The following is an 18952-nucleotide window of genomic DNA, read 5'->3' on the forward strand; positions in this document are numbered from 1 at the left end:
CAACATCTGGTCCTACCAGATGAGGATAGTATGCCTCTTTCGGCTAGCTGGTCCAGCGGACGAAAATTTCAAAGCCAAGCCATGATGCGCCAAATCCGTCTCTGGCGAAACCTTTGCCAAGGCCCATAATTACGAGATTGCCGCGCCTGCCACGGCGCGAAGAGGGGAGTTGAACGATGTCCGAATTGACGATTTCACGCCGCGGCCTCCTGGCCGGCTCGGCGTTGCTTCTGGCCTCGACCGCGCTGCCGACCATCGGTTTCGCGCAGACGCCCAAGAAGGGCGGCCGGCTGATCGTCGCCGCCGATTCCGAGCCGCGCAACCTCAACCCCGCGATCGTCGCCTCCAACGGTGTCTTCTTCATCTCGAGCAAGGTCGTCGAAACGCTGGCCGAGGCCTCCTTCGACGGCAAGGACGGGCTTGAGCCACGCCTGGCGCTTTCCTGGGAAGGTGCGGCCGACGGCCAGTCGGTGACCTTCAAATTGCGCGACGGCGTCAAATGGCATGACGGCAAGCCCTTCACCTCGGCCGACGTCGCCTTCTCGGCGCTGCAGGTCTGGAAGCCGCTGCAGAATCTCGGCCGCACCGTGTTCAAGGACCTGGAGGCCGTCGACACGCCGGACGAGCTGACGGCGGTCTTCAAATTCGCCAAGCCGACGCCGTTCCAGCTGATCCGCAACGCTCTGCCGGCGCTATCGAGTGTCGTGCCGAAGCATGTCTATGAGAACGGCAAGATCGAGGACAACCCGGCCAACAACGCCCCGGTCGGCACCGGGCCGTTCAAATTCGCCGAATACAAGGCCGGCCAGTATTACCGGCTGGCGAAGAACGATTCCTACTGGGGCAAGGACGAACCCTATCTCGACGAGATCGTCTACCAGGTGCTGCCGGACCGCACGTCGGCCGCAGCGGCGCTCGAAGCGGAAGAAATCCAGCTCGCCGCCTTCTCTGCCGTGCCGCTCGCCGACCTCGACCGCATCTCCAAGGTGCCCGGCCTGAAGGTCATCGCCAAGGGTTATGAGGGGCTGACCTACCAGCTCGTCGTCGAGATCAACCACCGCCGAAAGGAGCTCGCCGATCCGAAAGTACGGCAGGCGATCGCCCATGCCATCGACAAGGATTTCGTCGTCAAGACGATCTTCCTCGGCTACGCCGCGACCGCCACCGGCCCGGTGCCGAAGAACGATCCGCAATTCTACACCGCCGACGTGCCGACCTATCCCTTCGACGTCGCCAGGGCCAATGCGCTGCTGGACGAAGCCGGCTACAAGCGCGCCGACGACGGCAAGCGCTTTGCGCTGAAACTGCTGCCGGCGCCCTACTTCAACGAGACAAAACAGTTCGGCGACTATCTGCGCCAGGCCCTTGCCGCGATCGGCATCGACGCCGAGATCGTCAACAACGACTCTGCCGCGCACATCAAGGCCGTCTACACCGACCATGCCTTCGACCTTGCCGTCGGCCCGCCCGTGTTCCGCGGCGACCCGGCGATCTCGACCACCATCCTGGTGCAGAGCGGCATTCCCGACGGCGTGCCCTTCTCCAACCAAGGCGGTTACAAGAATGCCGAGCTGGACGCGCTGATCGCCAAGGCATCCGAGACGCTCGACACATCGGCCCGCACCGAACTCTACAAGGGGTTCCAGAGACAAGTCGCGGCCGACCTGCCGCTGATCAACGTCGCCGAATGGAGCTTCATTTCCGTCGCCCGCGATACGGTCGGTAATATCGCCAACAACCCGCGCTGGGCGGTGTCGAACTGGGCGGACACCTATTTGGAATCGTGACACACTCGCGCGGATGAGAGTTCGCGAAACAATGGTTACTTGGCCAGAGGCCGAGTTCCTTCACACCCCCCTCTGTCCTGCCGGACATCTCCCCCGCAAGGGGAGAGATCAGCAGCCTCTCTGTCCCGCCAATTCTGCAATGTTGGAGATTGGCGAAGCCGTCGATGACATCCAATCTCCCCCCTTGCGGGGGAGATGGCCGGCAGGCCAGAGGGGGGTGCTCAAGCTCGGCATTTCCTATAGTCGGCATACCTCCAACCCACCGAGGCGCGCATGACCCGTGCCCTCGCCCTCCTGCGCCGCCGTCTGGTCGGCAGCAACTTCATCCTGCTCATCGTCGTCATCGGCAGCTTCCTCTTGCTTGAAGCCGCCCCCGGTGACGCCGTCGACGCCTACATCGTCTCGACCGGCGGCGATGCCGGCATGATCGAACTGCTGCGCCATCGCTGGGGCCTGGACCAGTCGGAGCTGACGCGGCTAGCAAACTATCTCTGGGCGCTGCTGCACCTCGACCTCGGCCAGTCGGTCACCTTCTCGCGGCCGATCCGCGAAGTCATCCTCGAGCGCCTGCCGACGACGCTGATCCTGATGGGCAGTGCCACCGCGCTCTCCTTCGGCCTCGGCTCGACGCTCGGCATCTATGCCGGCGCAAGGCCCGGCAGCGTCCGCGATCGCTTCCTCTCGATCGGCTCGCTGGCGCTTTATGCCGTGCCCGGCTTCTGGCTCGGCCTGGTGCTCATCGTTGTCTTTGCCGTCGACCTCCGCTGGCTGCCGATCGGCGGCATCGAAACGATCGCGTCGGCCAAGACCGGGCTGGCGCGGGCCGCCGACATCGCCACCCATCTCGTGCTGCCGGTCTCGGCGCTCGGTTTCATCTATTTGGCGCTCTATCTGCGCATGACGCGCGCCGGCATGGCCGAGGCCTGGCGGCAGGATTTTGTCCTCGCCTCCCGCGCCAGGGGCCTGACGCGCCGCCGCATCGTGCTTGCCCATGTCGCCCGCAACGCGCTTCTGCCGTTGATCACCATGCTCGGCCTGCAATCGGCACAGATGCTGGGCGGCAGCGTCGTCATCGAGAGCGTCTTTGCCGTGCCGGGCCTCGGCCGGCTGGCGCAGGAAGCCGTCGCCGGACGCGATACGCCGCTGCTGCTCGGCATCATCCTCGCCAGCGCCGTTCTCGTCATCGTCATCAATCTCCTGGTTGATCTCGCCTACGCTTTCCTCGATCCGCGCGTCGGCGCCAGCGAGGCAAGCGCATGAGCCGCCTGCGCCGTTTCTTCCGCACGCCGGAAGCAAGCGCCGGAGCAGCAATCCTCGCCTTGCTCATCGTGATGGCGCTGGCGGCGCCGCTGCTGTTTCCCGGCGATCCGCAGGCGATCGCCGGTCCGGCGCTGCTGCCGCCGTTCCAGGACTGGTCGCTGCCGCTCGGCACCGACCGGCTCGGCCGCGACGTGCTGGCTGAGCTTTTCCACGGCGCACGCACCTCGCTCGCCGTCGGGCTGGCGGCTGCCGCCGCCGCGCTCCTCATCGGCGCCGTGGTCGGCACTTTAGCCGGCTTCGCTGGCGGACTGATCGACGAAGTGCTGATGCGCATCACCGATGCCTTCCAAACCGTTCCGAGCTTCCTGCTCGCGCTCGCCTTCGTCAGCATCGTCGGCCCCTCGCTTGGCGTCGTCGTCGCGGCCATCGCGCTCGGCGCCTGGACTGGACCGGCGCGGGTGGCGCGCGCGGAAGTCCTGTCGATCCGCGAACGCGACTATGTCGCCGGCGCCCGCGTCATCGGCATGCATCCGCTGGAGATCGCCTTTCGCGAGGTGCTGCCCAATGCCCTGCCGCCGGTGCTGGCGCTATCCTCTGTGATCGTGGCGGCGGCCATCCTCACCGAAGCCGCGCTTTCCTTCCTCGGTCTCGGCGACCCCAACCGCGTCACCTGGGGCGGCATGATCGCCGAAGGACGTACGGTGCTGCGCACCGCGCCGTTTCTGTCGATCGTTCCGGGCGTCGCGCTCGTGCTGACAGTGCTCGGCGTCTACCTCGCTGGCGAGGGTGTGGTTGAAAGCACCGCGGTCCGCAGGAGCCTGTCGTGACCGCGCTTCTCTCGATCCGCGATCTTGCGGTGCGGTATCGGCGTGACGGCGTCGAGGTAACGGCGCTCAAAGGTGTGAGTGTCGATGTCGAGGCCGGCGAGCGGTTAGCGATTATCGGCGAAAGCGGCTCGGGCAAGAGCACGCTGGCGTTGGCGATTGCGGGGTTGCTGGCGGGGGGTGCCAAGGTTGGTGGGACGATTGAGTGGTTCGGGGCGCATTTTCAAACGCCTCTTTCCGTCACACCCCCCTCTGGGGGTGCGAAGGATCGCCAGCCTCTGCACTTTCGGCCTATCGGCGGCCGCGATATCGGCTTCGTCTTCCAGGACCCCTCCTCCAGCCTCGACCCGGTCATGCCGGTCGGCAAGCAGATCGCCGAAGTCGTACGCACGCATCTCAACCTAGACTGGCGCGAAGCCTACGCGAAAGCCGCAACCCTCCTCGAACGCGTCCGCCTCCCTGACCCCGAAGCCACCCTCCGCGCCTACCCGCACCAGCTCTCCGGCGGCCAGAAGCAGCGCGTGGCCATTGCCGCCGCAATCGCCGCCGGGCCGAAGCTGCTCATCGCCGACGAGGCGACCAGCGCGCTCGACACCATCGTCCAGGCGGAGATTGTTTCCCTGATCCGACGGTTGGTGGCCGAGGACGGCATGACGCTGCTCTTCATCAGCCACGACATCGCCCTTGCCGCCACGCTTGCCGAGCGCATCGCGGTGCTGCGCCATGGCGAATTGGTCGAGCTTGGCGAGACACGCCAAATCGTCGAAGCGCCCCGTGATGCCTACACACACGCCCTGCTCGACGCTCATCTCGGCCTCGACGCGAAGCCTTTGCTGGACCGGCAAGGCGTTTCCGCATGAGCCTGCTTATCGTCTCCAATCTCGCCAAGCGCTACCGTCGCGGCGGCAAGCCCTTCGCGGCGGTCGACGACGTGTCCTTCGAAATCAACCCGGCCGAAACGCTGGCGCTGGCCGGCCCATCCGGCAGCGGCAAATCGACGATTGCGCGGCTGGTGTTGCGGCTGATCGAGCCCGATGCCGGCCGTATCGACTTCGAAGGCGCGGACTTCCTCGCATCGTCGGGTGCTGCGCTGCGCGCGCGCCGCGCCCGCCTGCAGATGGTGTTCCAGGACCCGCTCGCCGCCTTCAATCCGCGCGCCACCGTAGCGCGGGTCTTGGACGATCCCTTGCGCATCCACGGCATTACTTCGCGCGCCGAGCGCCCGCGCCGGATTGCGGCGTTGCTGGAGCGTGTCGGCCTCGATGCCAACCTCGCCGCGCGCGCCATCCATGAGATTTCCGGCGGCCAGCGTCAGCGCGTGGCGATCGCCCGCGCTATTGCCACGCGGCCGTCGCTGATCGTGCTCGACGAGGCGGTTTCAGCACTCGACGTATCGGTGCGCGGGCAGATCCTGGAATTGCTGCTCGATCTGCAACGGCGGGAACGGATCGCCTATCTGTTCATTTCCCATGACCTCGGCGTCATCCGCGCCGTGGCGCATCGTGTCGTCATCATCGATGCCGGCCGGATCGCCGAGAGCGGCGACGCCCGCGCCGTTATCGGCAACCCGCAATCGGCGATCGGCAAGGCGCTTGTAGCGGCAACGCCGAAGCTGATCAGAAACCGACCATGATCCCGCAAAGTGGCAACCGGTTTGCGGACAAGATCATGGTCAAAGAACAAAATCAGGACGTCTCATGACCGACCCCGCAGCCAGAGCCGAAAAACTGTCGCGAGAGCTCGATTCCGCTTTCCGCAACAGGGCCGACCTCTACCGCCTCTTCCTCGATGAACTGACCGCCGAGCTCGGCGCGGAGAAGGCCGAAGCGGTGATGATCCGCACCATCGAAAAGCGCGGCCGGGAGGTCGCGGCGACGGCTTTCGCCGATTTCGGCCCCAACGACGCGCCCGCGGTCGGCGAAGCGTTCCTCGCCGTCAGCCCTGATGATGGTCGCATGTACCCGACCCATGTCGAGCGCGGACCGGACCACATCGCTTTCAAGGTGAAGCGCTGCCCGCTGAAGGACGCCTGGGTCGAGGCCGGCGTCGGCGAGGAAAATCTCGCCACGCTCTGCCGCATCGCCGGCGCCTTCGACCGTGGCCTTTTCGAGGCCACCGGTGTGCGCTTCGCCAACGTCACCTGGACGCCGGGCCATGGGTCCGGCTGCTGCCACATCGCGCTCACCAACCGCGACGCTTAGCCAGCTATGCTTAAGCTTGCCGGAAAGACGTGCAGCTCACCGCCCGCTTCGTCGATCGCGGTGCGCAGCGCCGCTGCCGGCTCGCTATCGGTGACGACGTCGGAAATCTCGCTCAGCGCGCAGACGCGTTCGAGGCCGCTGCGGCCGAACTTGTCGTTGGTGACGACCAGCATCGTCGACAGCGACCGCCCCATCATCGCGCGCTTCACCGCCGCCGCGCCCGAGATCATGTCGCTCGGCCCCTCGGCGTTCAGCGCCGATGCGCCGATGATGGCGACGTCGGCATTGTAGCGCCGCACGAATTCGACCGTGTCCTCGCCGAGCACGGCGGCCTCTCGGCTGTCATAGGTGCCGGGGCAAAGGATGACGCGGAAGCTGGGATTGGCGCCGGCCACCGAGGCGACGCCGATGGAGTTAGTGATGATCGTCAGGTCCCGGCCGAGTTGCGAAAGGCTGCGCGCGACCTCGTAGGTGGTCGATCCGCCATCGATCATCACGATGCGGCCTTTCTCGATCAGCCCGGCCGCGCCGCGGCCGACGCGGGCCCGCTCCTCGACCATGGTGAGGCCGCGTTCGGCAATCACCGGTTCCGATGTCACCAGCGAGATGGTCGCCCCGCCATAGGTGCGGTTGATCAGCCCTGCCTCTCCAAGCTCGATAAGGTCGCGGCGGATGGTCTCGCCGGCGACGCCGATGCGCCGCGCAAGCTTGGAGATGCGGATCGAGGCCGAGCGCCGCACCTCCGACAGGATCAGCTCGTGTCGCTCCTTCTTCGTCAGTCGGCCCGGCTCGATGTTCATTGGTCTTCCTTGGTTGCGGCCGGCAGTCTGCGTCGACGCCGACGTCCCCGGCGCGGAGACATTAGCCACGCCAAGGACGGGAAGCCAGCGTCAGTGCCTGAGGCGATCGCGCATGGCATACCACAGCATGCCGAGCACATAGAGCGGGCCGCGTAGCGCCGTGCCGCCCGGGAACGGCAGCGGCGTCAGCGTGGAGAACAGGTCGAGACGGGAGGCATCGCCCGTGATCGCTTCCACCAAGAGCTTGCCCGACAGCGTCGACAGGATGACGCCCTTGCCGGAATAGCCATGCGCGAAATAGACCTCGCCATAATGCCCGACATGCGGCAGGCGCGACGTCGTCACCGACACCAACCCACCCCACGCATGGTCGATGCGACAGCCCTTGAGTTGCGGAAAGGTCTTTTCCATATGCGGCCGCACGAAGCCGGCAATGTCGGCCGGCGGCGACGGCGTGTAGCGCTCGCCGCCGCCGAACAGCAGACGGCCGTCCGCCGACATGCGGTAGTAGTTGACCACGAACAGCGTGTCCGAGACGGCTACATTCGCCGGGATGACATTGCGCTCGCCCAAAGGCTCGGTGGCGACGATATAGTTGCCGACCGGCATGATGCGGCTGTTGACACGCGGCTCCAACCCCTGGAGCAGCGCATCGCCGGCCAGCACCACATGCCTGGCGCGGACTGACCCCTTGTCGGTGAACACCCGGATGGACGGCTCCCGCTCCAGCCGGACGGCAACCGAGTTCTCATGGATGACGACCCCGGCCGCGGAAGCGGCGCGGGCGAGCCCCAGCGTGTAGTTGAGCGGATGCATGTGGCCGCCGAGCCTCTCGAAGACCGCGCCCCGATAGGGTGTGTCCACCATCTGCCGCGCCTGTGCCGCCGACAGGATCTCGACATCGGTAAACTTCATCACCTTGGCGAGGCACTCGGCTTCTTCCTCGAAGTCGCGCAAGTCGGAACCGTTGACGGCGCCGACCAGATGACCGGTCTGGCGCAAGTCGCACGCGATGCCGTGGCGCTCGATGATGTCGAGCACCAGCCCGCGCGCCTCGAAGGCCAGGTCGAACAGCGTTTTCGCACGCTCCGGCCCGAAGCTGTTGACCAGGCCCCTGGCGCCCTTGCGCAGGCCGGGGATCATCTGGCCGCCATTGCGCCCGGATGCGCCCCAGCCGATCTTGCCGCCTTCGAGCAGCACCACTTTCAGGCCGCGCTCGGCCGCATGCAGCGCCGCCGACAGACCTGTGCAGCCGCCGCCGACGACAACCAGATCGGCCTCGACATCGCTGGCTAAAGCCGGATGGTCGGGCGCCGGGTTGGCGGTGGCGACATAGTAGGATTTGCCGATATCGAGACCGGAATTGAAACCTGTTGAACGCAAAGTCATGGTCACACCTTGAGCAGCAGGTGATCGCGTTCCCAGGACGTCACGACGCTCTGGAACAGGTCGAGCTCGACGCTCTTCACGCGCAGATAGGTCTGGAAGAAATCCTCGCCGAGCAGCGCCCGGACGGGCTCGCAGGCGGCGAAGCGGTCGAGCGCCTCCTCCATGGTTTTCGGCAGCGTGCTCTGGCTGCGATAGGCGTTGCCGAAGGCTTCCGGCGAGCGGGCAAGCTTCTCCTCGATGCCGAGATAGCCGGCGATCAACGAGCCGGCCATGGCAAGGTATGGATTGGCGTCCGCCCCCGGCAGCCGGTTTTCGATCCGCCGCGCGGCGCGTCCGCCCATCGGCACGCGCAGCCCGCAGGAACGGTTATCATGCGACCATTCGATGTTGGCCGGCGCACTGTGGTTTGGCCGGATGCGCCGGTAGGAGTTCACGTTGGGCGAAAACAGCGGCATGATTTCGGGGATGTATTTCTGCAGGCCGCCAATGAAATGCGCGAACATCCTGGTGTCCTCGCCCTCTTTGCCGGCAAACAAGGGCTCGCCCCCCTCATCGACGATCGACATGTGCAGATGCATCGAGCTGCCGGCTTGTGCGGCGATCGGCTTCGCCATAAAGGTGGCGTGCATACCGTTCGCCTGCGCCGCCTGGCGCGCCAGGCGCTTGAACAACAGCACCTTGTCGGCAAGCGCCAACGGATCGCCATGCAGGAGATTGATCTCGAGCTGCGCCGTGCCGGATTCATGGATCAGGGTCTCGACCGGCAAGCCGGCCATGGCGGCATGTTCGTAGAGCCGTCGCGTCACCGCCTCGAATTCCTCCAGCGCCTGCATGTCGTAAGGATGCTGCACGCTTTCAGGCCGGCCGTTGCGCCCGATCGGCGCGGTCAAAGGCTGGTCCGGGTTGGGGTTGGGCGCCGTGAGATAGAACTCGAGCTCCGGCGCCATCACCGCGCGCCAGCCGCGCTGGCGGTAGAGGTCGAGCACGGCTCTCAGCACGTGGCGTGGCGAAGCCATCCACGGCCGGTCGTCCATGTGGAACGTGTCGGCGAAAACATAGGCTCTGCCGGCGCTGCCGGGCGCAAGGCATAGGCTCGAAACGTCCGGCACCATCCGCATGTCGGGATCTGAGTAGGCAAAGCCCTCGTCGATCGAGCCGGAATAGCGGCCATCTATGGCGACCAGGAAGGCGCTGCTCGGCAGGTAAAGCGCGCGGTCGTCTAGCGACTTCAGGAATTTGGCCGCCGGCAGTGTCTTGCCGCGCAGCACGCCGTTGACGTCGGGCACGAGGCACTCGACCTCGCTGATCGCATGCGTCTTCAGCCAGCTTTGCGTATCCGCGCCGGCGATTGAGGAGTCGTGATTGTCAGGCATTTGGTCATGTCCGTACGAAGGAGAGATCGCTTCGGCGGGCATGTCCGCTCCGGGTAGGGCGTTATCTAAGCTGCGTTATCCGAGGACGGACGCCCGCCTGATGACCGGCCGAAAGGCCGGGTTCAGCGCGCCCTGCACTCCTTCGGTCCAGCCGTCACGAACGACATGCGAGCCGACCTTGGTCTCCTCCGCACGCTGCAGGTTCTCGTGGCGGCAACAGCGCATGATCAGTGGTGCCCCGGGCGCGCAAACGAAATACCGCGGGCAAAAATCCAACGCCTTGCGCGGTATCGCTGTTTTGCAGTTTGCATGACGGGTCTCGTCGAAAACGGGACTTGAACGTTTGACCGATCATCGGTCCCGGCGCAAGACCGTTTGCCGAAGTGTCTCAGCCGATGCTCTCGCCGCCATCCACGACCAGCGCCTGTCCGGTCATGAAAGATGAACGGTCTGAGACGAGGAACAGGATCGCTTCGGCGATCTCCTCCGCACTCGCCCAGCGCCCCATCGGGATCTTGGTGCGGACATAGTTTTCGATCGCATCGCGCCCGCCCATCTGGGCGATGAACGGCGCGTTGAACGGCGTGTCGACCCAGCCGGGGCAGAGCGCGTTGATGCGCACATTGTGCCTGGCGAAATCGAGCGACATCTGCCGGGTCATCGCCACCACGGCGTGCTTGGAGGTGGCATAGGCGATCATCTCGCGATCGTAGAAAACCCCGGAATTCGACGCGGTGTTGAGGATGACGCCACCGCCCTGGGCGATCATGGCGGGCATGACGGTCTTCGCCGCAAGGAACTGGGCCCGCACATTGATGCGCCACGAGGCATCCATCCCGTCCGTGCCCACTTCGGTCAGCGTGCCGCCGACCTGGATGCCGGCGTGGCTATGCAGGATATCGATCCGGCCGTGCTTGCCGAGCGTTCCCTCGATGAGACCCTCGACGGCAGTATCGTTGCCGACATCGGTGGCGACCGCCTCGGCGCGGCCGCCGGCCTCGCGGATATCGGAGGCCGTGGCTTCGCCCGCCGCCGGATCACGGTCGGCGATGACCACGACCGCCCCTTCCCTGGCCATGATCATCGCGCCGGCACGTCCGATGCCCGACCCGGCGCCCGTCACAACGGCGATACGGTCTTTCAAAATCATGGATCTGTCTTTCAAGGCGATGGCTTTCGCCGGCCGAGCTGCCATTGGGCAAGCAGGACGAGCAGGACCGACGCGGCGAGCACGATCGTCGCGATGGCGTTGATTTCCGGCGTCACGCCGCGCCGGATCGAGGCGAAGACATAGATCGGCAGCGTCGTCTGCGCGCCGGCGACGAAGAAGGCGATGATGAAATCGTCGAAGGAGAAGGTAAAAGCGAGCAGGAAGCCCGCGATCACCGCCGGCATGATCTGCGGCAGCACGATCGAGCGGAACGTCGTCAGCGGCGTGGCGTAGAGATCGCTCGAGGCTTCGACCAAATTGCGGTCGAGGCTCGCGAGCCGCGTGCCGACGATCATAGTCACCAGCGCCATCGAGAACAGGCCGTGTGCCGCGATGATCGAGCCGTAGCCGAGTGAAAGCCGCGGCGGCTGGTCGGTCGGCCATAGCGAGGCGAGGAACGGATTGACGACCGCGAAGAGCTGCACCAGCGCGACCAGCGTCGAGATGCCGATGACGACGCCCGGAACGACGATCGCCGCGCCCAATAGCGCTTCGAAGAGCGCCCTTATCCGCGCGCCGACCCGTTGCAGGCCAAGCGCCGCGGCGGTGCCGCAGAACGCCGCAAGCAGCGCGCTGGTGGTGGCGATGAACAGGCTGTTCTTCAACGCCTCGACCAGGAAGGGATTGGACAGCGCCTTGCCGTACCATTGCACCGAAAAGCCGGTGAACTCGCTGGCATGGTGGCCGGCATTGAAGGAGAACAGCACGACCAGCGCGATCGGCAGATAGAGGAAGGCGAAGACGGCGACGACGAAGGCGCGCATCAGATCAGGTCCACCCGGCGTGCGCCCGAAAGCCGGGTCGAGATACGGTTGGCGGCGATCAGCACCACGACCGAGACCAGCACCAGCGTGATGGCAATGGCCGATCCGAACGGCCAGTTGCGCGATTGCAGGAAGAGGTCGACCAGCGCGTTGCCGATGAAGAACACCTTGCCGCCGCCGAGCAGCGTCGGGATCAGATATTCGCCAAGCAGCAGGATCATCACCAGCGAGAAGCCGGTCATGACGCCGGGCAGCGACAGCCGGAGCGTCACGCCGAGGAAGGTCGACACGGGCGTCGCGCCGAGATCGGCAGAAGCCTCCAGCAGGCGGCGGTCGAGCCGCTCCAGGCTGACATAGATCGGCAGGATCATCAGCGGCAGGTAGCCATAGACGATGCCGAGCAGCACCGCGCCCGGCGTGTTGATCAGCCTGAGATCCTCGATGCCGACATAGGCGAGCAAAGCCGGGATGCCGCGCCCGCCGAGAATGTACATCCAGGCATAGGTGCGCATCAGAAGGCTGGTCCAGAACGGAATGACGATCATCGCGAGCAGGATCAGCCGCCAGCGCTGCGGCGCGCGCAGCGCCAGATAGTAGGCGACCGGATAGGCGACGAGCAGGCAGGCCAAAGCGCCGACCGGCGCCAGCACCATCGTGTTCCAGAAGGCGGTCGCTCGCGCCGGCAGGTTGGCATATTGCGCGAACGTCAGCGCTGCCTGATAGCCGCCTTCCGGCGCTCGCTCGCCAACGCTGAAAATGGCGATGGCGACGAAGGGCAGCACCAGGAACACGACCAGCCACAGCGCAGCCGGCGCAAGCAGCAGTGCCGTCACGAGATTTTTGCGAAAGAGACTGCCGCGCATCGGGAAAACCGGTTGGGCGCCGGCGGACATTCGTCCGCCGGTCGCAGTGTCTGGTTCTGGTTTGTGGGCGGTCTCGCTCAAGCCGACTTGAAGCGTGCCATCAGCTCGGCGCGGCCGGGATCCGTCAGCGTCGCGGCGGCGCCGAATTCCAGCGGCTTCAACAGGTCGGCCGCCGGATAAAGGATCGGGTTGTCGAGCACTTCCTTGGGCAGCAGTGCGTTGACCCGGGCGTCGGTCGAAGGCGCGCCATTGGCCAGATGCTCCTTCACCGCGACCTTCGGGTTCATCAGATAGTTGAGCAGCGCATAGCCGGCCTGCTTGTTCGGCGCATCCTTCGGAATGGCGTAGAAGTCGGTCCAGATCTCGCCGCCTTCCTTGCCGAGCACATAGGCGATTTCGGGGATGTCGCGATGGAGCTGCGCGCCGTCATTGGTCCAGCACATCGTCATCCAGGCATCGCCGGCACGCATTCCCGGCTGGTAGTCGCTCGACACCGCGAACAGATGCGGCTTGACCTTGAGCAGCAGCTCCTCGGCCTTGGCGAGCTCGTCCTGCTTCAGCGAGTTGAAGGAATAGCCGTAATATTTTAGCGCGTTGCCGATGGTGGTCAGCTGATAGTCGTGCACCATGGTGCGGCCGTCGCCTTCCGCCATGGCCGTGTCCCAGAATTCCTTCCAGCTCGATATCGGCTTGGCGAGCTTCTTGGTGTTGACGGCAAAGCCGGTCGTGCCCCAATTCTTCGGCACGGCGTAGATCGTCCCATCGACCGTGCCTTCGGCGGTGAAGCGCGCATCTTCCTTGGTGCCGTCGAAATTGCCGAGCTTGGCCATGTCCAGCGGCTCGATGATGCCGAGCTTCTTGTAGGTCGAGATGGTGTAGTTGGTCGGCACGAACAGGCTCCAGCCCGAGCCGCCGGCCTGCAGCTTAGCCAGCATCTCCTCGTTCGACCCGAAGACGTTGACCTCGACGGCGACGCCTGTCTCGGCCTTGAAGTTCTCGAAGGTCGCCGGATCGTGGTAATTCGGCCAGGTAGCGATCGACATCCGGTCGCCCAGGCTCTCGGCGGCAAAGGCCCGCGTCGGCATGATGCCTAGCTCGCGCGCCATGACCGCGGTGGCGACGCCGAGGCCGGTGAGCCCGAGGAAGTCGCGACGGCTGATCGAGCCGCGCTTCAGGCGCATCAACTGATCGACGAAATTATCGGGGCTTATCGGCAGTCCGTCACGATAGGATTTCGGCATGTTGGTCTTCCCTCTGGTTTGTCCCGTTGTTCTTGGCGTGCGGAAACGCCAGCGGCGCTCCGGCGGCAAAGCCGATGGCGACGGGTTCGCCCGGCTTGAAGAGATTGCCCTGGCCGATCACGTGGTCGGCCTTGGCGAGCAGCGATCCGATGCCCTGGACCTCGATCGCGTATTCCGCCGTCGAGCCCAGGAAAATCCGGTTGCGCACGATGCCTTTCAAGGCGCCGCCTCCCGGCGCCGAGAGGCTGAGCGATTCCGGCCGCAGGCTGACGGATACGGCCGCGCCGCGGCTGAGCGGTACCCGCTTGCGCGCCGAAATTACCGTGCCGTCGGCAAGCGCGATATCGACCAGGTCGCCGGAAAGACCGGCCACCTTGCCGCTGATGAGATTGGTCTTGCCGACGAAATCCGCGACGAACAGATCGGCGGGCTCGTCATAGATCTCGCTCGGCTGGCCGAGCTGGACGACGCGGCCGCCATTCATGACGCAAACGAAGTCGCTCATCGACAGCGCTTCCTCCTGGTCGTGCGTGACCAGCACGAAGGTGATGCCGATCTCGCGCTGCAGGTTCTGCAGCTCGATCTGCATGTCGGTGCGCAGCTTCTTGTCGAGCGCGGCCAGCGGCTCGTCGAGCAGCAGCACCGCCGGCTTGTTGACCAGCGCCCGGGCGAGCGCGACGCGCTGCTGCTGGCCGCCGGAAAGCTCATGGATCTTGCGGCGGCCGTAGCCGGCGAGCTGCACCATCGAAAGCGCCTCGCCCGCCCTCTGGCTGATCTCGCGCGACGACAGCCGCGGCCTCGCCTGACGCAGCCCGTAGGAGATGTTGTCCTCGACATCGAGATGCGGGAACAGCGCATATTGCTGGAACACCATGTTGACCGGGCGCCGGTAGGGCGGCGTTCCGGCCATGTCGCGGCCGCGGATCAGCACCTGGCCCTCGCTCGGCTGCTCAAAACCGCCGATCATGCGCAGGCACGTCGTCTTGCCGCAGCCGGACGGGCCGAGCAGCGCGATGAAGGCGGAAGGCGGGATGGCAAGGTCGATGCCGCTGACCGCCGTGACGGCGCCGTAGCGCTTGGTGACCGCGCGAAACTCGATATCGGGCACAGCAGTCAAGCCACGGGCTCCAGCGACAGCGTGAGGCAATGTCTTGACGCTAGCAGAGCCAATGGCGCCTAGTATATACCTCGCGGGTGGTATATTTAGCTGATTTTATCATTTAGAGGGGTATGAATTGGCCGCCTCCCGCAGTGACGACTACAACGCTTTAGCCGGCGTGATCGCCGCGTCGCGCGAGACCGGCGGTGACCATTTCGGCAAGGCGATCGTCGGCTGGCTGCGCGGACATGTCCGGCTCGATCATTGCGTGATCTTCGGCTATCGGGGTGCTGCGCGGCCGCCGCTGCTGTTCGAAACCTTCTCGCCGGCGGAGAGCCACATCTTCGTCGCGCTTTACCAGGAAGGGCCTTATCTGCTCGACCCGTTCCACCACGCCGCGGTCGAGCGCAAGGAAGGTTTCTGGCGCATGCGCGAGCTGGCGCCGGACCGCTTCTATGCCAGCGAATACTACCGCTCCTATTACAGCCAGACCCGCCTCGCCGAGGAGGTCGGCTTCTTCGTGCCGCTGGCCGGCAAGGACGCGCTGGTGCTGTCGCTGATGCGGCTGCGCGCCACCGGGCCATTCGGAACCGCCGACGCCAGATTGCTGCGCGATATGGCGCCCACGGTGATCGGCTTGTGCAAGCAGCGCTGGCCGGCTTTGCCCGCCGACGAGGTTGCGGCCCAACCCTCCGGCGAAGCCGTCACGATGGCCAACGAGCTCGACCGCGCCCATATCTGGAAGAGCCTGTCGCTGACGTCACGCGAAAAGCAGGTGGTCGACCTGGTGCTTCAGGGCCATTCCACGGAATCGATTGCCAGGGCGCTCAGGATCGTGCCGGGGACCGTGAAGGTCCATCGCCGTAACATCTACCGCAAGCTGAAGATCAAGTCGCAGGCCGGCCTCTTCGCGCGCTTCGTCGAGATCATCGACGCGCGGATCGGATAGCCGGCCTCAAGTCAACTTGAACCGCTCCACCGCCCGCATGATGCCGCGCAGTTCGGCAAGACCTTTCAGCCTGCCGATCAGCGAATAGCCGGGATTGATTTTGGTCTTGCCGATGTCGTCGGCAAGCAAATGGCCGTGGTCCGGCCGCATCGGGATGCGCCAGTCGCTCCGGCCCTCCTTGCGACGGCGCGCCTCTTCCTTCATCAGCGCCAGGATGACCTCGGCCATGTCGGTCGAGCCTTCCAGATGCTCCGCCTCGTAGAAGGAGCCATCCTTTTCGCGCGTGACATTGCGCAGATGCGCGAAATGAATCCGGGGCGCGAACTCCTCGATCATCGCGACCAGGTCGTTGTCGGCGCGCACGCCGTAGGAGCCGGTGCAGAAGGTCAGCCCGTTCGACGGGCTGTCGACCGTCCCCAGGATGAAGCGCGCATCATCGGCGGTGGAGACCACGCGCGGCAGGCCGTAGAGCGAGAAGGGCGGATCGTCGGGATGGATGCACATGCGCGCCCCGACTTCCTCGGCGGCGGGGATGATCTCCTTCAGGAACCAGGCAAGGTTGGCGCGCAGTTCGGCCGGGCCGATCGCCGCATAGTCGGCGAGCGCATCGCGCATCGTCTCGCGATTGTAGGTGCGCTCGGTGGCCGGCAGACCGGCGATCAGATTGCGCTCTATTCTGTCGATGTCTTCGCTGCTTAAGGTCTTGAGCCGCGTTTCCGCCTCCTTGAGCCGGGCCGGGCTATAGCTCGCCTCGGCATTCGGTCGCTTCAGCACGAAGACGTCATAGGCGGCGAAGTCGAGGGCATCGAAGCGCAGCGCGTAACCGGTGGTCGGCAACCGGTACATCAGATCGGTGCGCGTCCAGTCCACCACCGGCATGAAATTGTAGCAGATGGTGGAGATGCCGGCCTTGGCCAGCGCCCGGATCGTGTCCTTGTACCAGCCGGTGTAATGCTCCCGTTCAGGCGTTCCGGTCTTGATCGAGTTGTGGACGGGAATGCTTTCCACCACCGACCATGTCAGGCCCGCCGCCTCGATGATGCGCTTGCGCTCGAGGATGGCCTCGGGCGGCCAGGCGCTGCCGTCATAGATGTTGTGCAGCGCCGTGACGATGCCTGCAGCACCCGCCTGTTTAACGTGATCGAGCGTGACCGGGTCGTTCGGACCGTACCAGCGCCAACATTGTTCCATGACTGCCTCTCAAAGCATTGCGATGCGCTTCAATGCACGTCGCCTAAAGTGCGCGGCGGCTTTGGGACCTGGCATGCATCAAAACAAAGACGTAAAGCGCGTCAACCGAATCCATCTCAGCGCGGCGCGCTTTGGTGTGGTTGCGATCGACCATATTGTCGGATGACAATGGCCGTCAAATCAGGTGATTGCGGCGCCTTGCGACTTACCACCGACAGGCGCCTCGTCCATCATTGCAGGAGTTTGTCCATGAACGATTTCGACGGCAAGGTCGCGCTGGTGACGGGAACGACCGGCATCGGCGAGGCAACCGCGCGCCGTCTTGCCGAAGGCGGCGCCGCGATCATCGCGCTGGGCATCGATGCCGGCGCCAACGCGATGCTGCAGGCCGAGCTCAATCGCGCCGGCGCCGCCGCGCTCGTGCTCGTCACGGATGTTGCCGTGCCCGACCAGGTCGAGAGGGCGATCGCCGCCGGCGTCGCGAAATTAGGCGGGCTGGACGCCATCGTCAATTCGGCGGCCGTGCATCCCTACGGCACGGCGACGACGACGGATTTCGAGACCTGGAACCGGGCGATGTCCGTCAATGTCGGGTCGATCTACCTCACCGCCCGTTTCGGCATTCCCGAAATGATCAAGCGCGGCGGCGGCGCCATCGTCAACGTCGCCTCGGTGCAAGGCACTGCCTGCCAGGAGAATGTCGCCGCCTACGCCACCACCAAGGGCGCCATCCACACGCTGACGCGCTCGCTGGCGCTCGATTATGCCCGAAAGGGCATTCGCGTGAACTCCGTCAGCCCGGGATCCATTCGCACCCCTATCCTCGAACGGGCCGCGCGCGCCGACGACCCCAACGCGGATGTCGAAGCAGCCTTCAGGCGCTTCGGCGAAGCGCACCCGATCGGCCGCATCGGCGAGCCGGAAGAAGTGGCGGAATTGATCGCCTTCCTCTGCTCATCCAAGGCAAGCTTCTGCACCGGCGCCGATTACAGAATAGACGGCGGCCTCTTGGCGGGTATCGGCGTGAGATAGTGCATCAATCGCGATGAAGCGGTGGCGAGGCTGGGAGTACTCTCCCTTGTGGCGGCGCGCGTTAACCGTCTATCGTGCGGCGACAAGAGCTGGCGGCCAGGTATCACGGCGGCGGATAACGCGACGAAGATTTCAGGACGAATGAAGTAGCGCATAGCCAATGGCCGACAAAACACAATTCGGACTGACTGCCCTCGACACAGTACCTCTGCATGAGAAAGTCTATCTGGAACTGGTGCGGGCGCTGATGTCGGGCCAGCTCCAGCCGGGCCAGAAGCTGACCTCGCGCAAGCTCGCCAAGGAGCTCGGCACCAGCGACATGCCGGTGCGCAGCGCCTTCATGCGGCTGCAGGCGCTCAGGGCGCTGAGCCCGATGCCGAACGGCAGCGTCGAGGTGCCGACCATATCGGCCGATCGGTTCCGGCAGCTGACCGACGTCCGCAAGATCCTGGAAGGCACGGCCACCGAGCTCGCCACCAAGCTCATCAACGGCAACAATCTGCGTGCCATTCGCCGCCACTGCACCGAGCTCACCCAGGCCGCCCGCAGCGGCGACATCGACGACTATCTGCGCAAGAACCACGACTTCAAATTCTCGATCTATCGCCACTGCGGCAACGAGCAGATGATCTTCCTGGTCGAGACTGTCTGGATGCAGGTCGGACCTTTCCTCCGCAACCTGCGTATCGGCTTCGAGGACGACCTCGCCGGCATTCTCGGCATCGACTATCACGAGGAAGTCGTGGCGGCGATCGAGGCCCAGGACGGCGAGCGGGCCCGCGCGGCCATCGTGCGCGACATCGACGAGGGTGCCGCGCACATTCTTAAGCAGATCAAGTTCACGGAACTGCGGAATTAGGAAAGCCTTCGAGATTGGCCGAAAGCGTCCCAACTTCGTCATCAACTCTGAGGAATGGCGGCGTCTCTGAGCCTAGCGTTTAGGGTGACGACGATCTTTCGCATGACCGC

18 protein-coding genes are annotated in these 18952 nt (G+C 65.0%); 9 read left to right on the forward strand and 9 right to left on the reverse strand.

Features of this window, described 5'->3' with window-relative positions; translation table 11 throughout:
* Positions 1–176: 176 nt before the first annotated feature.
* The 6 genes from ACWGS9_RS23925 to ACWGS9_RS23950 all read left to right on the forward strand — a co-directional run bounded on the left by ACWGS9_RS23925 (position 177) and on the right by ACWGS9_RS23950 (position 6072).
* Positions 177–1787 carry an ABC transporter substrate-binding protein gene (locus ACWGS9_RS23925; protein ID WP_454507571.1) on the forward strand — a complete coding sequence of 537 codons (1611 nt, stop codon included), beginning with the start codon at positions 177–179 and terminating at the stop codon, positions 1785–1787.
* A gap of 273 nt (positions 1788–2060) precedes the next feature.
* A complete protein-coding gene (locus ACWGS9_RS23930) occupies positions 2061–3047 on the forward strand; it encodes an ABC transporter permease (protein ID WP_454507572.1) in 987 nt (328 codons plus the stop codon).
* Positions 3044–3874, forward strand: coding sequence for an ABC transporter permease (locus tag ACWGS9_RS23935; RefSeq protein ID WP_454507573.1), 831 nt, complete (start codon positions 3044–3046; stop codon positions 3872–3874). The genes ACWGS9_RS23930 and ACWGS9_RS23935 overlap by 4 nt, the downstream gene beginning before the upstream one ends.
* Positions 3871–4731, forward strand: coding sequence for an ABC transporter ATP-binding protein (locus ACWGS9_RS23940; RefSeq protein ID WP_454507574.1), 861 nt, complete (start codon positions 3871–3873; stop codon positions 4729–4731). Before ACWGS9_RS23935 ends, ACWGS9_RS23940 begins: the two co-directional genes overlap by 4 nt.
* Positions 4728–5504, forward strand: a complete 777-nt coding sequence (locus tag ACWGS9_RS23945) for an ABC transporter ATP-binding protein (protein ID WP_454507575.1) — start codon at positions 4728–4730, stop codon at positions 5502–5504. The genes ACWGS9_RS23940 and ACWGS9_RS23945 overlap by 4 nt, the downstream gene beginning before the upstream one ends.
* Positions 5505–5568: 64 nt before the next feature.
* Positions 5569–6072 carry an L-2-amino-thiazoline-4-carboxylic acid hydrolase gene (locus tag ACWGS9_RS23950; RefSeq protein ID WP_454507576.1) on the forward strand — a complete coding sequence of 168 codons (504 nt, stop codon included), beginning with the start codon at positions 5569–5571 and terminating at the stop codon, positions 6070–6072.
* On the opposite strand, the gene ACWGS9_RS23955 is transcribed toward ACWGS9_RS23950, so the two are convergent.
* From ACWGS9_RS23955 to ACWGS9_RS23990, 8 genes are all read right to left on the reverse strand, one after another.
* Positions 6069–6872: a DeoR/GlpR family DNA-binding transcription regulator gene (locus ACWGS9_RS23955; RefSeq protein WP_454507577.1), complete on the reverse strand. Its 804-nt coding sequence runs from the start codon at positions 6870–6872 to the stop codon at positions 6069–6071. The genes ACWGS9_RS23950 and ACWGS9_RS23955 overlap by 4 nt on opposite strands.
* 90 nt (positions 6873–6962) lie before the next feature.
* Positions 6963–8261 (reverse strand): NAD(P)/FAD-dependent oxidoreductase, encoded by a 1299-nt coding sequence (locus tag ACWGS9_RS23960; protein WP_454507578.1) that lies wholly within the window; start codon positions 8259–8261, stop codon positions 6963–6965.
* Positions 8262–8263: 2 nt separating this feature from the next.
* A complete protein-coding gene (locus tag ACWGS9_RS23965) occupies positions 8264–9634 on the reverse strand; it encodes a glutamine synthetase family protein (RefSeq protein ID WP_454507579.1) in 1371 nt (456 codons plus the stop codon).
* A gap of 388 nt (positions 9635–10022) precedes the next feature.
* A complete protein-coding gene (locus tag ACWGS9_RS23970; RefSeq protein WP_454507580.1) occupies positions 10023–10784 on the reverse strand; it encodes an SDR family NAD(P)-dependent oxidoreductase in 762 nt (253 codons plus the stop codon).
* An 11-nt stretch (positions 10785–10795) separates the two neighbouring features.
* Positions 10796–11608: an ABC transporter permease gene (locus tag ACWGS9_RS23975; protein ID WP_454507581.1), complete on the reverse strand. Its 813-nt coding sequence runs from the start codon at positions 11606–11608 to the stop codon at positions 10796–10798.
* Positions 11608–12471: an ABC transporter permease gene (locus ACWGS9_RS23980; RefSeq protein WP_320310326.1), complete on the reverse strand. Its 864-nt coding sequence runs from the start codon at positions 12469–12471 to the stop codon at positions 11608–11610. The genes ACWGS9_RS23975 and ACWGS9_RS23980 overlap by 1 nt, the downstream gene beginning before the upstream one ends.
* A 77-nt stretch (positions 12472–12548) precedes the next feature.
* Positions 12549–13712: an ABC transporter substrate-binding protein gene (locus tag ACWGS9_RS23985; RefSeq protein ID WP_454507582.1), complete on the reverse strand. Its 1164-nt coding sequence runs from the start codon at positions 13710–13712 to the stop codon at positions 12549–12551.
* Positions 13693–14829, reverse strand: coding sequence for an ABC transporter ATP-binding protein (locus ACWGS9_RS23990; RefSeq protein ID WP_454507583.1), 1137 nt, complete (start codon positions 14827–14829; stop codon positions 13693–13695). The genes ACWGS9_RS23985 and ACWGS9_RS23990 overlap by 20 nt, the downstream gene beginning before the upstream one ends.
* Positions 14830–14947: 118 nt before the next feature.
* Between ACWGS9_RS23990 and ACWGS9_RS23995 the strand changes: the two genes are divergently transcribed.
* Positions 14948–15760 (forward strand): helix-turn-helix transcriptional regulator, encoded by an 813-nt coding sequence (locus ACWGS9_RS23995; protein ID WP_454507584.1) that lies wholly within the window; start codon positions 14948–14950, stop codon positions 15758–15760.
* Positions 15761–15766: 6 nt separating this feature from the next.
* Here the strand turns inward: ACWGS9_RS23995 and uxuA are convergent, their stop codons facing one another.
* A complete protein-coding gene (gene uxuA / locus ACWGS9_RS24000) occupies positions 15767–16951 on the reverse strand; it encodes a mannonate dehydratase (RefSeq protein ID WP_454507585.1) in 1185 nt (394 codons plus the stop codon).
* 249 nt (positions 16952–17200) lie between these two features.
* Here uxuA and ACWGS9_RS24005 point away from each other — a divergent pair, with 249 nt between their 5' ends.
* Both ACWGS9_RS24005 and ACWGS9_RS24010 read left to right on the forward strand, forming a co-directional pair.
* Positions 17201–17983: an SDR family NAD(P)-dependent oxidoreductase gene (locus ACWGS9_RS24005; RefSeq protein WP_454507586.1), complete on the forward strand. Its 783-nt coding sequence runs from the start codon at positions 17201–17203 to the stop codon at positions 17981–17983.
* A 160-nt stretch (positions 17984–18143) separates the two neighbouring features.
* On the forward strand, positions 18144–18842 hold the full coding sequence (locus tag ACWGS9_RS24010) for a GntR family transcriptional regulator (RefSeq protein WP_454507587.1): 699 nt from the start codon (positions 18144–18146) through the stop codon (positions 18840–18842).
* Positions 18843–18952 lie beyond the last annotated feature (110 nt).

Source organism: Mesorhizobium sp. Arg314 (assembly GCF_053714275.1).